Source organism: Desulfosporosinus sp. Tol-M2, from assembly GCF_059735615.1.
This window is the reverse complement of record NZ_JCAIJG010000118.1, coordinates 42,878-58,016: the sequence shown is the minus strand read 5'-3', so window position 1 is coordinate 58,016 and position 15,139 is coordinate 42,878. Positions and strand designations below refer to the sequence as shown.

The 15,139-nt window shown below is 45.2% G+C and carries 14 protein-coding genes and 1 other RNA gene; all 15 read right to left on the bottom strand.

The features are described 5' to 3' along the window. A partial coding sequence (gene rlmD / locus AC6I5A_RS09145) for a 23S rRNA (uracil(1939)-C(5))-methyltransferase RlmD (protein WP_034614730.1) occupies positions 1–1,280 on the bottom strand: 1,280 nt, incomplete at its 3' end. A gap of 31 nt (positions 1,281–1,311) precedes the next feature. After that, positions 1,312–2,019 (bottom strand): CPBP family intramembrane glutamic endopeptidase, encoded by a 708-nt coding sequence (locus AC6I5A_RS09140; RefSeq protein ID WP_034614726.1) that lies wholly within the window; start codon positions 2,017–2,019, stop codon positions 1,312–1,314. A 191-nt stretch (positions 2,020–2,210) separates the two neighbouring features. After that, on the bottom strand, positions 2,211–3,389 hold the full coding sequence (locus AC6I5A_RS09135; protein WP_034614722.1) for an acetyl-CoA C-acetyltransferase: 1,179 nt from the start codon (positions 3,387–3,389) through the stop codon (positions 2,211–2,213). Positions 3,390–3,694: 305 nt separating this feature from the next. Then, on the bottom strand, positions 3,695–4,477 hold the full coding sequence (locus tag AC6I5A_RS09130; protein WP_034614719.1) for a short-chain-enoyl-CoA hydratase: 783 nt from the start codon (positions 4,475–4,477) through the stop codon (positions 3,695–3,697). Between the two features lie 109 nt (positions 4,478–4,586). After that, on the bottom strand, positions 4,587–5,432 hold the full coding sequence (locus AC6I5A_RS09125) for a 3-hydroxybutyryl-CoA dehydrogenase (RefSeq protein WP_034614715.1): 846 nt from the start codon (positions 5,430–5,432) through the stop codon (positions 4,587–4,589). Between the two features lie 188 nt (positions 5,433–5,620). After that, on the bottom strand, positions 5,621–6,142 hold the full coding sequence (locus AC6I5A_RS09120) for a DUF6125 family protein (RefSeq protein WP_034614712.1): 522 nt from the start codon (positions 6,140–6,142) through the stop codon (positions 5,621–5,623). Positions 6,143–6,286: 144 nt separating this feature from the next. After that, entirely contained in the window at positions 6,287–7,735 is a 1,449-nt protein-coding gene (gene gatB / locus AC6I5A_RS09115; protein ID WP_034614709.1) for an Asp-tRNA(Asn)/Glu-tRNA(Gln) amidotransferase subunit GatB, read from the bottom strand. After that, complete coding sequence (gene gatA, locus AC6I5A_RS09110) at positions 7,722–9,203, bottom strand: Asp-tRNA(Asn)/Glu-tRNA(Gln) amidotransferase subunit GatA (protein ID WP_034614706.1); 1,482 nt, start codon at positions 9,201–9,203, stop codon at positions 7,722–7,724. The genes gatB and gatA overlap by 14 nt, the downstream gene beginning before the upstream one ends. A gap of 21 nt (positions 9,204–9,224) precedes the next feature. Continuing rightward, positions 9,225–9,515 carry an Asp-tRNA(Asn)/Glu-tRNA(Gln) amidotransferase subunit GatC gene (gene gatC, locus AC6I5A_RS09105; protein ID WP_034614704.1) on the bottom strand — a complete coding sequence of 97 codons (291 nt, stop codon included), beginning with the start codon at positions 9,513–9,515 and terminating at the stop codon, positions 9,225–9,227. 81 nt (positions 9,516–9,596) lie between these two features. After that, the gene (gene ligA / locus AC6I5A_RS09100; RefSeq protein ID WP_034614702.1) at positions 9,597–11,594 is read right to left on the bottom strand and encodes an NAD-dependent DNA ligase LigA; all 1,998 of its coding nucleotides are present in this window, start codon (positions 11,592–11,594) and stop codon (positions 9,597–9,599) included. A 345-nt stretch (positions 11,595–11,939) separates the two neighbouring features. Continuing rightward, the gene (locus AC6I5A_RS09095) at positions 11,940–12,128 is read right to left on the bottom strand and encodes a Rossmann-fold NAD(P)-binding domain-containing protein (protein WP_034614699.1); all 189 of its coding nucleotides are present in this window, start codon (positions 12,126–12,128) and stop codon (positions 11,940–11,942) included. Positions 12,129–12,304: 176 nt separating this feature from the next. Beyond that, the gene (locus AC6I5A_RS09090; RefSeq protein WP_034614697.1) at positions 12,305–12,691 is read right to left on the bottom strand and encodes a DMT family transporter; all 387 of its coding nucleotides are present in this window, start codon (positions 12,689–12,691) and stop codon (positions 12,305–12,307) included. A gap of 273 nt (positions 12,692–12,964) precedes the next feature. Further along, an RNA gene (gene rnpB, locus AC6I5A_RS09085) (RNase P RNA component class A) lies at positions 12,965–13,411 on the bottom strand. Positions 13,412–13,462: 51 nt separating this feature from the next. After that, entirely contained in the window at positions 13,463–14,317 is an 855-nt protein-coding gene (locus AC6I5A_RS09080) for a Nif3-like dinuclear metal center hexameric protein (protein WP_034614695.1), read from the bottom strand. Continuing rightward, positions 14,308–15,105 carry a tRNA (adenine(22)-N(1))-methyltransferase gene (locus AC6I5A_RS09075; RefSeq protein ID WP_034614692.1) on the bottom strand — a complete coding sequence of 266 codons (798 nt, stop codon included), beginning with the start codon at positions 15,103–15,105 and terminating at the stop codon, positions 14,308–14,310. The genes AC6I5A_RS09080 and AC6I5A_RS09075 overlap by 10 nt, the downstream gene beginning before the upstream one ends. Positions 15,106–15,139 lie beyond the last annotated feature (34 nt).

Sequence of the window (15,139 nt, the reverse complement as noted above, 5' to 3'; positions counted from 1 at the left end):
GTCTCAACGTGCTGCGTCCAAGGAAACATATCAACTGGCTGCACGCTTTCAACTCCATATCCTCCCAGTGAAAGGACTCCGAGATCCCGAGCCAGGGTTCCTGGGTCGCAAGACACATAGATGATCCGCTGGGGTTTCAGCTCCAGTAAGCGTTGCCCGACAATCGGATGTATGCCTGTTCTGGGTGGATCTAAGACAACGACATCGGGCCGCTCATCTAACCTCATCATCCGCGATTCGACTTTCCCCTTCAGAAATTCAACAGGGCCAACAGCATTATTACGAGCAGCGTTTTGGATAGCATCCTCAACCGCATACGGATTTTCCTCGATGCCCGTTACCCTCTTGGCCTTTGAGGCCAGAACTAAAGCGAGTGTCCCAATCCCGGAATAAAGATCCCAGACGGTTTCGTCTCCTGTCAGAGCAGCCCCATCCAGAACATGGGAGTAAAGGACGTCCGTTTGCTGCGGATTTACTTGGAGAAACGCTAACGGAGAAACGTTAAAGGTCATGCCGAGAATCGTTTGGCTGAACGCTTCCTCTCCCCACACCAACGCTAAACCGCCTTCCGAATCGGTTCCCCAGACTGAGCGAACCCCTTCCTTAAGTAGAGCCTCCAACAATTCCTGGTTATCCTCGACTGAAAAACCTTTGGCAGCCTTTCCCTCTAAAAACAAAAGCCCTTCTCCTTTTGTATTCTCACGAAACGTTAAGGTGTCTATTTCCGCATACCCGGCAGTCATAAATTCCTCAGTGCGTCGAATCCAGCGATTCATACGCTCACTTAATAAAAGACAATCCGGGAAATGGACAAGGTCCTTGGATTTCTCCTTGTAATATCCTATTTTACCGCTTGGTTCACGGTGAAGACGCGCCTTATTGCGATAACGCCATGGAACAGGCACCCCGATAATAGGCTCGACCTCAACGCTTATTTTTCCAATTCTTGCGAGTGCATCCTCCACCCAACGGTTCTTCCACAGGAGGGTCCCTTCGTAAGTCATATGCTGGAGCTGGCATCCCCCGCACCCTCCGAAAACAGAACAAGGGGCAGCAATGCGTTCAGACGAAGGCTTGATAATCCTCAGAAGCCGAGCCCGTTGCCATTTCTTTTTAGCTTTATACACTTCAACCTCCCCGGTTTCTCCAGGAAGAAGACCGGGCACGAATGTTGCTATACCGTTCAGATACCCTATACCCGAGCCGTCGGAGATGAGTCGGAGACATTCTAACGTTAGGTTTTCCTCCGCGGTTTTGTTAACAGCTTTATTATCGTTCATGCAAATCTCCTACTTAGAATGTTCCTCACCCTTAATAACGCTGAATCCATAACGCGGCGGCCATTAAAATATTCCAGGTTCCATGTGCTACAACAGCAGGCCAAATACTCGCAGATCGCTCGTACAACCAGGCAAGTACCACTCCTCCAATGAACAATGGTAAAAATCGGACAATATCATAATGTAATGTCGCAAAAAATAGTCCTGTTAACAGCATTCCTTTACCCCGCCCCAGGGCTTGCCGAAAGGGCGGGTAGATAATGCCACGGAAAAACATCTCTTCCTTGAGTGGAGCTACCACTCCGCCTAATAAAGCGAGAAGTCCAAATTCCCATTTATAGTTTACCCCATTTACCGCTACTGTAAAACTTTGCGGCACTGGGGTTCCAAATACGTGCGTTAATATGTTTCCTAATAAGCCAATACATACAAACAAAAAAATTCCAACCACAAATCCCAATACAACAAAGCGTTTGAGCGGCTTAACAAAACCCAGGTCAGAAAATGGCCGACGTATAAGACGCAGAAATATCCAGATAACACCGATATAGACCAGAGCATCCCCTAAGCCAACCCCAATAAAATGAAGCATCCCGCGCAAAGAATCTAAATCATCCGGCGTTTCCAACCACCCGAGCAGATATTCAATTAACGTCACAAGTAAAATCAGCAACAATCCCTGCCAAATATTCCAGGCAGGTCGTCTCGGTGGAATCCGCTGCTCAATTCTGATACCCATTTTCTTCATCCTCTATCAACTATGTTCCAGAACGTTAGAAAACAATTCCTTCCTTTTCAAATTCTAACTGTTGCTCTGGAAATTGTCCATAAAAATAACATAAAGAAAGGATCCCTGCAGGCAGAGACCCTTCTTTCCCTTTACTCTGAAAGATGCAATTATTGATCGGTACCCTGATTAATGCCAAGATCCTAACGTTCGACAATCATGGCAACGCCCTGTCCGCCGCCGATACAGAGTGTAGCTAAGCCGCGATGGGCATCTTGCCGCTTCATTTCGTACAGTAAGGTCACAAGAACCCGCGTTCCGGAAGCGCCAATCGGATGACCAATGGCAATCGCTCCGCCGTTCACATTCGTCTTCTCAATATCAAGCTTCAACTCGCGCCCGCAGATTAAGAATTGAGAAGCAAATGCTTCGTTCGCTTCTATGACTTCAATATCTTCAATGGTTAGTCCGGCTTTCTTTAAGGCTTTACGGGTTGCCGGAATGGGCCCGGTTCCCATAATCAGTGGTTCTACTCCTGACGTTGCCCAAGACTTGATGGTCGCCAGCGGGGTTAAACCCAGTTCCTGCGCTTTCTCTTTGGCCATAACCACGACGGCGGCACCTGCGTCATTAATACCTGAAGCATTTCCGGCCGTGACGGTCCCACCCTTTTTAAACGCGCCCGGTAGTTTAGCCATGGCTTCATAGGACGCGCCAAAACGGGGAAATTCATCTTGGGAGACAACTTTAGGCTCACCTTTCTTTTGCGGAACGGACACCGGAACAATTTCCTCCACAAATTTACCAGCTTTAATTGCGGCTTCCGCACGTTGTTGACTTAAAACTGCGTGCTGATCTTGTTCTTCACGGGTAATATTAAACTGTTCCGCAATATTTTCAGCCGTTAAGCCCATATGAATACCATGTATCGCATCCGATAAGCCATCAGTTATCATCGTATCAACAACCGTATTATTGTTCATCCGATACCCTGTCCGAGCACCAGGCAGCGCATAAGGGGACAGAGACATGCTCTCACAGCCACCGGCAACAACGATATCAGCGTCCCCGGACATAATGGTCTGAGCGGCACACATGACAGTTTTCAGTCCCGATCCACATACTATATTGAGTGTCCAAGCGGGAACTTCCTTAGGAACTCCGGCTTTCAGAGACGCAGTACGAGCAGGATTCTGACCCAGCGAACTTTGGAGCACGTTACCCATAATAACTTCATCAACTTGATCAGCTGTGATACCTGCTCTTTTAATTGCTTCTGCGATAGCAATAGCACCTAACTCTACTGCCGGTATTTGCGCAAAGGCACCTAAAAAAGAACCTACGGGTGTACGTACAGCACTGACAATGACAACTTCTCTCATTTTAAAACAGTCATCTCCTTAAATTAATAATTCCACAAATGGTTTTTAAAATTTAATTTTAGCGACACCTTAAACTGCACTTCACTAGAAATACCAGTTATTTCATTAACCAGTCCTATTTATTATAACACTCAAACACCATAATTGGTATAACTAAGGTTGAATTATTTACCTTCCTGTTTCTGTCGAATGCACATAGATGGCGGTGGTATTCAACCAACCGCCAGTGTCCGTAGGCTTGTATCCTTTTGTGATTTCCTCTAAATGGAATTTCAATCCCTGACTTAAGTTTTAGGGGATCACTATTATCGACCTTCAAAAACAGGTTTACGTCGTTCCAGAAAGGCTGTAGTACCCTCATTTTTATCCTGTGTACTAATCGCCAGACCGAAAACCTCCGCTTCGTAGGCTATCGCGCTGTCCAGGTCCATGTTAATCCCCCGCTGAACGGCACTTTTGCTTAACTGTACGGCAACGGGTGCACACGCTAAAATTTTGTTCGCCAGTTTGAGGGCTTCTTCCATAAGATTGTCTAAAGGATAAACATGATTCACCAGTCCAATACGATAAGCTTCCTGGGCATCAATGAGTTCTCCTGTAAATAGCAGCTCACAGGCTCGATTTGTACCAACCAGACGGGGCAAACGCTGAGTGCCTCCAAATCCGGCAGTAACACCCAAGGTTACTTCCGGTTGACCAAACTTCGCAGTTTCACTCGCTAAACGTATATCGCAAGCCATAGCTAACTCGCATCCGCCACCTAAGGCAAATCCGTTAATAGCGGCAATTACGGGTTGAGGTAAAAGTTCAAGCTTCCGAAAAGCTAACTGGCCTAATTGACCAAAACGTCGGCCTTCCAGAGTATTAAACTCTTTTAATTGAGCAATGTCTGCGCCGGCGACAAAAGCCTTCTTGCCACTGCCGGTGACTATGACCACTTTAACACTGGAATTACCTGCTATCTCATCCAGCACAGCGGACAGTTCTGTCAGTGTATCCGGGTTTAAAGCATTTAAGGCTTTAGGTCGATTGATGGTTACGGTGGCGATAGCACCGTTTTGTTCAAGCATAAGATTGGCATACTCCACGCTTTGTCCTCCTCGTAATCACGAATCACTTCGCATACTATAATAGCGTTACTTGGTCTGAGAGAGGCATCCCTCCGGAGATCTGACTGAAGATAATTAACGCGCTGAGTTAAGCTCCGTAGTTATGAAAGCCCCGGCCAGATTTCCGTCCAAGCCAGCCCGCTTTAACATATTTACGGAGTAATGGACATGGGCGATATTTATCACCAAGACCTTCATGCAGAACTTCCATAATAGATAATACTGTATCCAGTCCGATCAGATCCGCTAACTCCAACGGACCCATGGGTTGTTTTGTGCCTAATTTCATACAATTATCAATTGATTCCGCCGTGGCTATACCTTCATAGAGTGTGCAAACGGCTTCATTGATCATGGGGATTAAAACCCGATTAACGACAAATCCGGGGGCATCATTAACTTCCACCGGCGTTTTACCTATTTTCACGCTTAACTCTTCAATCGTTTTATAGACTTCGTCACTGGTGGCCAGGCCGCGGATAACCTCGACGAGCTCCATCGCGGGAACGGGATTAAAAAAGTGCATACCAATTACGCGATCCGGACGTTTGGTGAATGTTGCTATCTCCGTGATCGGTAAAGAGGATGTATTAGTTGAAAATATCGTATTTTTAGGGCAAATTATATCGAGTTGTGAGAAGATTTGGGCTTTTATGGCTATATTTTCTATAGCGGCTTCGATTACTAAGTCGGCTGCTGATGCATCCTGCAGAGAAGTCGATTGAGTAATACGACCTAAAATAGCCTCTTTTTCTTCAGCAGCAAGCTTTCCTTTTTCGACACTACGGCTAAGGTTTTTCTGAATGACACCGAGGCCCTTTAAGACAAATTCATCCTTAATGTCATTTAAAATAATGGAGTAACCTGCTTGGGCAGCAATTTGGGCGATTCCTCCACCCATTTGTCCAGCTCCTATTACCATGATTGTCTTCATAATTTACCCCTCCATTTTCTTTGATATAGCGTTAACCTTGTACTCCTTACAATATCCATACCCACCAAAAATATGCAGCGGCATCTACCGTCACATTAACCACGATATCACTGGTATACATTTTGAATTTTGACCATCGAAGTATGTTTTGCATATAGAAGAGGAACCATCCAAAGGGTAGCTGCCTCCTATTCGTCTATGGTAAACATCCATCCACAATAGAATTCTTTTGGATGGGGGTCTGGTGGGCAGGCAATACAACTCGTCTTAATTCGAGGGTCAATCGTAGAAGCGAATAAAGAGTACTCAACTTCTCCAACAGACTTGCAAGGATGGTCAGGAAGACTTTTTCGTTTTCGGGCAGACTGAACGCGACAATCGAGCATTTTAAAAATTAAAGTCCGATCGTCTGATCTGGAGCATTCTTGAACATTTAGAAAGGCATATAATCGAAACTTTAGTGCTCTTTCCAAAGCGTCTAGCCCCCCATTTTTAGGCAAGCCAAGAAAAACCATAATGCGTTTAGCTTCAAGGACAGTAAACCTTCGCCAAGCCTCGGTATCAAGCTCCACCGCTTCGTCAAGTCCGTATACTTGCTCAATAGCTTGGAACCATAGCCCATCATGCGCTAACCAACGTTTAGCAAAGTCTTCTAGCAGTTCAAGAGCTTGTTCCCGTGTTAAATCTTCTTTAGAGTTTAAGGTTCTCAATCCTCCCCTTCTTTTTACAACCAGTAAGTAATAATTTAAATTTTGACTATTTATTATACTTAAAATAGTATTCTCGACAGGGAACTGAATTCCTGCTTCCCAAAAAAATATTCTTCTCTTATACGTCCATCGATGGCTTTAAATTTATGCTAATCTTTCCTTAAGCAACTGATTAACAAGCCCCGGATTAGCCTGGCCCTTGGTAGCTTTCATGATTTGCCCGACGAGGAACCCAATCGCTTTAGCTTTTCCAGCTCGGTAGTCTTCCACTGATTGGGGGTTTGCGGAAATTACGTCATCGATAATACCGAGAAGCGCTCCCTCGTCATTAATTTGTGCCAGTCCTTTTTCCTTGACAATCGTGCCCGCATCCTTACCCGTGCTGTACATTTCTTCAAGGACCCCCTTGGCAATCTTCCCGCTGAGGATTCCTTGAGTGATGAGTTCGAGGAGTTCCGCTAATTGCCGGGCAGAAATCGGAGAATCAAGCACACTGCACTGGTTTGTGTTCAACAGACGAGTAAGGTCACCCATGATCCAGTTCGCCAATGTTTTGGCTTCTCCATAGTAAGCTAAGGCTGCATCAAAGAAGTCCGCCATAGCTTTAGCCTGCGTGATCACAGCCGCATCATAAGCTGACAGTCCCAGCGCCTGCAAGCGGGCACGACGCGCTGCAGGAAGCTCAGGGAGGGTTTTCCGGATTCTCTCCACCCAGTCCCGGTCGATAACCAGGGGAGGCAGATCGGGTTCAGGAAAGTACCGATAATCATGAGCTTCCTCTTTAGAGCGAAGCGCTAAGGTGATTCCCTGCCCCTCATCCCAAGTGCGTGTCTCCTGAACCACGTCTTCGCCCGCATCTAAAACCCGGGCTTGACGAGCCACTTCATACTCCATGCAGCGCCGAACAGAACTAAAGGAATTTAAGTTCTTGGTTTCGGTACGAGTTCCCAAGGTTTCCGTGCCGAGGGGCCTAAGCGAAACATTGATATCAAAGCGAACAGAGCCTTGTTCCAAACGACAATCCGAGACTTCCGTATACTCGAGAATCTGAACCAATTTTTCAAGATAGGCAAGAACTTCCGGAATCGAGCGCATATCGGGCTCCGAGACGATTTCCAGCAGCGGCACTCCGGCTCGGTTATAGTCGACGGAAGACCCGTAAGACGTGGAGATAGTCTCGCCGCTATGCACAAGCTTACCGGCATCTTCCTCCATGTGGGCCCGGGTGATCCCGATCCATTTCTTCTCGCCGTCGACTTCTATCTCTAAGCCACCTTGTAAACAGATGGGTAAGTCAAACTGAGATGTCTGATAATTCTTACATAAATCAGGATAGAAGTAGTTCTTTCGATCGAACTTTGAAAACTTCGCGATTTGACAATTCAACGCCAAACCTGCTTTAATCGCATAATTTACAACCTCACGGTTCAGCACCGGGAGCGCTCCAGGCATACCAAGGCACACCGGGCAAACGTGCGTGTTTTGCTCTCCCCCGAACTCCGTTGTACATCCACAGAAAATCTTTGTCTTGGTTTGGAGTTCAACATGAACTTCCAGCCCACAGACCATTTCGTATTTATCAGCAACTGCCACGCGCCGGCACCTCCCAGGACAAACTCGGTTTTACCGTGTGATAAGGGGTGTTTTGCTCAAAGGTATAGGCTGCGCGGTACAACGTTCCCTCATCTAACGCTTTAGCCATCAGCTGCATACCAATCGGCATTCCGCCTACAAATCCCGCCGGAATAGAAATTGCCGGAATGCCGGCCAAATTAATCGGTACGGTCGTAATGTCTGATAAATACATGGCTAAAGGATTCGCAGATTTTTCACCCAATTTAAAGGCTGGGGTCGGAGCCGTCGGGGAGAGCAAGACATCAAACTTCTCAAACGCTTTGTCAAAATCCTGCTTGATCAGCGTTCGGACTTTTTGTGCTTTCAGGTAATAGGCATCATAGTAACCCGAACTCAAGGCATAGGTTCCGAGCATAATCCTGCGTTTTACTTCCTGTCCAAATCCCTTTGCTCTGGTCTTTTTAAACATACCCAGGACATCGTCGACTTCCGCCCTGTACCCATAGCGCACTCCGTCATAGCGGGCAAGATTTGAGCTCGCCTCGGCAGTGGCAATCAAGTAATAGGCGGGTATGGCGTACTCCGTATGCGGCAGCGAGCATTCAGTCACTTCTGCTCCTAGCTCGATTAGGGTTTGAATGCCGGTCCGAATCCCTCCGGCGACGTCCTGATCAATCCCTTCGCCTAAGTACTCCCGGGGAACCCCTATTTTCAAGCCTTTAATGTCGTTGACCAGGAACTTAGTATAATCTGGTCTCGGATAAGCAACTGACGTTGAATCCAGCGGGTCATATCCGGCGATGGCATTCAGTACCAAGGCATTGTCCCGCACGGTTTGAGTCAAAGGACCAATCTGATCGAGTGAAGACGCAAAGGCAATAAGGCCAAACCGTGAGACTGCGCCGTAAGTTGGCTTCATGCCAACCACCCCGCAAAACGCAGCCGGTTGACGGATGGAGCCCCCCGTGTCTGACCCCAGGGAAAAAGCAGCCTCGTCCGCAGCTACGGCTACAGCAGCCCCCCCGGAGGATCCTCCAGGAACACGCTCCAAATCCCAGGGATTTCTTGTCTTTGCAAAAAAGGAATTCTCGGTTGATGAACCCATCGCAAACTCATCCATATTGACTTTGCCCAGCAGAATTGTTCCCGCAGCCTGGAGACGGTCTGTGACAGTCGCATTATATGGCGGCATAAAATTCTCCAACATCTTTGAGGCACAGCTTGTACGAACCCCTTCTGTACACAGGTTATCCTTCAAGGCCATTGGAATTCCCTCTAAAACACCGAGCACCTCGTTTTGGGCGATCCTGCGATCAACTTCGGCTGCCTGAGCCAAAGCTTGATCTTCAATGACCGTTAAATAGGCTTTCAATTCCGGATCAACCGTCTGAATACGCTTTATGTATGCTTTCGTCAGCTCCGTAGAGCTGACGTCTTTACGAACGAGAAGCTCATGCAGTTCGCTGACTGATTTACCTATCATCATAATCCCCAGACCCTCCTTATCTCAAGTTAAACTTATCCTCGGCACCCTAAAGAAGCCCTCTTCCCCATCCGGGGCATTCCTCAAGGCTTTCTCATGCTTAAGCGATGGTCCTACTTGGTCCTCGCGCATGACATTATGTAATGGAACAGCATGAGCAGTAGGCAGCACATCGTCTGTGACTAAGCGCTCCAACATAGCCGCATAGTCTAAAATGGAATTGAGTTGTTCGGTATACTCTTGAATCTCCGGTTCAGTCAGCTCTAAGCGTGCCAATGCGGCCACATATTCAACGTCTTCACGTAAAATTGTCATCTAATTCACCTTCCCTTTGGGTAGTATGTTGCTTTACTCTGTATCATAACAAATGTCAAAGCACAGGTAAACATATTAAATTTATTCTAACATTTTGATTAATTCACCTTCACTGAGGATTGCAATGCCTAAATCCTGTGCTTTTGTTAATTTACTGCCTGCATTTTCACCTGCTAATACATAATTAGTCTTTTTTGATACACTATTAGATACTTTACCGCCATATTTCTGTATTAACTCACTCGCTTCAGTTCTTTCCATTGTTGGCAGGGTTCCGGTTATGACAAAGATCAGTCCGGCGAATTTCTGTTCGGCAATGTTTTCTTCAGATTCCATTTTCATATTGACATTAGCTTCTTTTAACTTATTGATAATCATAAGATTAGTTTCGTCGTGCATGTAATCATAAATAGCTTTGGCACTGATTTCGCCGATATCTGATACACCTAATAAATCTTCTATTGTTGCTTCCATAATGCGGTCCATTGAACCAAAATGCTTAGCTAATTCTCTTGCTCCTGCTTTGCCGATATTAGGAATGCCAAATCCAGTTAATAAACTACGTAGTTCATTCTGCTTTGCCTGTTCTATATTCGCTAAAAGCTTATCCGTATTTTTTTCTTTACCAATAATACCCTTTTTAATTAAATCAGCTCTGAAATTCTTTAAGAGAAAAATATCGGCTATATTTTTGATATATCCAAGTTTAACTAATTCTTGAATATATATTTCTCCAAAGCCTTTAATGTCCATAGCATCACGTCCAACAAAGTTAATGATATGATGTTCCAGCTGAGCTTGGCAGTTTACATTTGTACATTTAAGATCCGCCGTATCCTGCTGTCTAACGGCTGGGGCACTACAAGCGGGACATCTATCAGGCATCACAAACCTTTTTGCATTTTCATGTCTCTTTTCTTTTAATTCACCTACACATTTTGGAATAACATCACCGGATTTTTCAATCAGTAGTATTGACCCAATGCAAATATCAAACCTATCTATAAAATCCTGATTATGTAATGTTGCTCTTGAAACAGTTGTCCCGCATAAGCGAATTGGTTCAAAAATTGCCGTCGGAGTAATTTTCCCAGTCCTGCCTACAGATAATTCAATATTTAATAACTTTGTTTCTTTTCTTTCTGGCGGATATTTGTAAGCTATTGCCCATTTTGGTACTTTAGATGTAGCTCCAAGCATAGTTCTACTTTCAAGATGATCAATTTTAACCACAGCACCATCAATATCATAGGCCAGACTGCCTCTGGATTCTCCAATTATCTGAATAGCATTCCAAACTTCATCTGTAGTTTTACAGACATAATATGTTTCAATAACTTTTAAACCCTGCTTCTTTAACCATTCGTATCCCTCGACATGACTTGTAAAGGTAATACCTTCTGTTTCCTGGATATTAAAGATAAATAAAGACAAATCTCTATCTTTAGTGATTTTGCTGTCTAACTGTCTTAAAGTTCCGGCAGCACAATTTCGAGGATTAGCAAATAATTTCTTTCCTAGAATTTCTTGTCTCTCATTTACTGCCTCAAAAGCTTTATTAGTCATATATACTTCGCCACGAACTTCTAAATAAGGAATAGGGTCTTTTAGTTTTTTCTTTGCATCTTTTATTACCTTTGCGTTTTCGGTTACGTCTTCTCCAAAATTGATACCATCGCCTCTTGTCTCGGCCATCACTAAATTTCCACTCTCATAACGCAAAGACACCGACAATCCATCAATTTTGGTTTCAACTACAAAAGTTGGATCATAGATACTATTCTTAATATTCTCCACAAATTGAGAAACATCTTCTTTTGTGAAAACATCCTGCAAGCTTAACATCGGGTTTCTGTGAGCCACAAGAATACCTGCTTCTCTTTTGGCGGAACCGCCAACTTTCTGCGTAGGACTGTCTGATGTTATTAGTTCCGGATTTTCATTCTCTAATTTTATTAATTCCTGCTTTAGCACATCATATTCATAATCAGAAATCTCAGGGTTGTCTTGATTATAATAGCGTTCATTATGATGTGTAATTTTTGATTTTAGTTCTTCTATTTTTAATTTATTGTCCATTTGTTTTTCCTTTTTTACTGTCTTTTAATTACTTTTTAATTATAGCCCTTTTTTTCAATTTATAAGTTCATAAAGTTCCGGCAATAGTTTTCCGCTATATGAACTTAATTATTTCTTTTTCACATTGTTTTTCATATTGGTAGTATTCTCCTCACGTTCCATTTTATAAGTGTAATCTGAAATACGCAACGGAAAATTTCCTTAAATAGAGGCGAACAATTCACCGCTAGTTTCTCCGTCCCACAAAAAGGTGGTGTAATGGAACTTGAAAACAAGTTTCATTACACCACCTATATACTTATCCGAGTCCAGGTTAGGCTGAGTTAAGCTAAAGTAAGTCAATACTTAAGTTGTCGTACACACTCTTTCATACTGTCGGATAAACTCCTCTAAGGGATAAGTAACCCCTTTACCTTGAATCTCCAACGATACCAGTTGAGCATTTGGATTATAACCGATAAACTTCATCCCGAGTAGTTTGGCCATTTTAGATAATTCAATCCGCGCGCCTCGCCCGAAGTCCTTTAACTGCATTCAACACACGCCCCTTTTTCTTGTCTTTATGACTCCAAAAAGATTTTGAATGGCCCATTTGGAAATGCTATTCAGTTATATCTTCCTACTTCACTTATCATATCTTATTCAAGGAAGCGTTGCAACTCTCAGAGTCGGATAATTTCGGTAACTATCCTTATGTTTTCATCAGCCCTTCAAGATTGCCCCCATAATCCCAAAACACTTATTCCCGCTAAGATCAGGACACTGCCCGCGATTTTAGGTAAAGCAATAGTTTCCTGGAGGAGAAACGTTCCATAAAATATGACCAACACATATCCCAAGGCAACGAGCGGATATGCATAGCTAAGTTCCCAGCGTGAAATCACAACAAGCCAAAGAATGGAACTAACCCCAAAGCACGTAAAACCAAGAAAAATTTCCGGGGTAAAAATGATCGCTCCGAGTTGTCCCCAAATTCCTGTTACTGTAACCTTACCATAGTGCAGCATTCCCAGGCGAAATAAAAATTGCCCGGTTGCGCCTAAGGCTATGGAAAATACGGCGACGGCGAAAGGATGCACTTCCAAAAGTAAATTCATAGCATCAGAACTCCTTGAAATCAAAGTCTCTCAGCCTTCAACCCCATCCTACCTTTCCTTAGCTGATGACGCTTTAGGTTTCTCAAAACAACGTATATCTATACCAAGAAAAAAGAGAGATATTTGAATGCTATCCCTCTTCTTAGATTTAATCCCTCAAGTTATTTTTACATGCCGTATGGCGAGAAGGGATCTATAGAAAGTATGTAACTGAAAGTTATACTTTCTAAGTAAGTACAAAAAAAAGCAGGTATAATCCTGCCAATTCTTGTCGAGCGAAGCCAACCTATAAGCCGAGTTCTGTCCCTCCATATGGAGGTGATGATCATCTATCTCGAACCGCCGTTACCGACGGCCTCTAGCGACCTTACCCGGGAACAAAAACGGGCCGTTCATAGTTCCCCTATTCAGTCTTGCTCCAGGTGGGGTTTACATGGCCAGCCAGTCACCTGACTGCCGGTGAGCTCTTACCTCGCCTTTCCACCCTTACCTACCCGGAAGCCAGTAGTCAGAAGCCGGAAGCCAGAATTCGGCTGAGAACGAATTTATTCTGACCTCAGGCCTCTGACAACTGACCTCCTTGATCGGCGGTATCTCTCTGTTGCACTTTCCTTGGGGTTTCCCCCACTGGGTGTTACCCAGCACCTTGCCCTGTGGAGCTCGGACTTTCCTCAGAGGCGACCTTTCGGTCCTTACCCCCGCGATCATCTGATTAGCTTCGCTAAATAATCTTACTAAAAAAATTAGTTTTGGTCAAATAGATAATTCTGGTTAAATTTGCCATAACCAAGGCGGGCGATTTGTTAAACTCACTCGAATCTCAATCCCCTGAAGAAATTTATCTGTAGACAAATATTGAAACATCGCTTGCAGCATAGGGGCCTCACTCAGGAAATGCCCAAGATCGCCGACAGCCATACCACCTTCAAGGGCATCCAGAGCGGTATGATGGTCAACGTCACCGGTAATAAGAAGATCAGCACCTATAAATAACGCTTTCTGTACAAAGCGAGCCCCGCTCCCATTGACAATTGCAACTTTACGCACAACATTTTCTAACGACCCCGCCAGGCGCACTCCGGCTAAATCATAGGGCTGGGCAAAAACTCCCGGCCGGCTTAAACAGCCCAAAAAGTGTTTCCAGACAGCCCCCAATTTATCAGGCTTCGGCAGATACCCGCTCACTCCATACCCTCGCTGCTCATCACGCTGGAGCAGGGTAATGTGGTCATCCGCCGGCTCCGCCAAAATCTTCATTTCCGTCAATCCAAGGACCTCACCGAGTGCTCGACTCGAAGAAATTATGGACTGGTCTAAATTCGTATGGGCCGTGTAATAGCCGATCTGATACTGCAAAAGCCGCAGAGGGACCTGAGCCGCGGCATTATCCACCCGCAAATTCTTGAGGGGGCGAAAGATTATCGGATGATGGGCAACGATAAGCTGGGCGCCATAAGCTTTCGCTTCTTCGACGACCTCCAAAGTTCCATCTAGGGTGATTAGAATGCGCTCAATAGGGGCGGTTCCGCTCCCCACGAGCAACCCGACATTGTCCCAATCCTCCGCCCATGATTTGGGGGCAATTTTTTCGATGACCTGAGCCACCAATTCCGCTGTTACTGCCATTTCCGCAATCCCTCCAGCAAAGCCAATTCCTCAGATACTTTTCTGATTTTAGTCATAATCCCAGGGCTCTTCGACTTTTTCATTTGCTCCATTTGCCTTGCCAGCATGCTCATGTAAACGTTAATATATCGTGTCAAGAGGTCCGTGCGTTCTTCCAGAACCAGTGGTCCAAATTGCCAGATCATTTTCCGGACCAGACTTGGAAACTCCGTCGCTGAGATATTCCCGTTCTCCAGGAGGGGATGCAGACGCGCTGTCCATATGCCCTCGATCATTTGAATTCCAGCCCCGTCCCAACCATCGTCCTTAGAATATGCCATAACGACATAGATGCGGTCATCTTCTTCAACTAACCTTTCTGCCTTCAGCCGCCACCTGCCGCCTAACAATGCCAATCGTACGGCGCTCTCTGCACCTTGAGGCTGCAGGATAAGATCATGCACAGACTCAAGAACGTCCGGCCGTGCAGACAGTATGTCCAATATGGTTTTCCCACCCATTCCCGCCAGCGTTAAGACATTGACTTCCCCGGACTCGAGCGGCATTAACCCATCACCAAGCCGCACATGAATAGCTTCTTCTAAACGCCGGGCTTTGACGGCAGTCAAGGCAGATTGGTATGGACCTTCATGAACGTCAATGGCGACTGCTTTTGCTATCTGCTGCGTCTCATAGAGGGCTATGGGCAAATAAGCATGATCCGTCCCTATGTCGCCGAGAATTGCACCATTGGGAACAAAAGCTGCGACCGTTTGCAAGCGAGGACCTAAAATAACCGGTAAAGTCATGGTTCACCTCATTAATACAGTCCATTATCCTCTG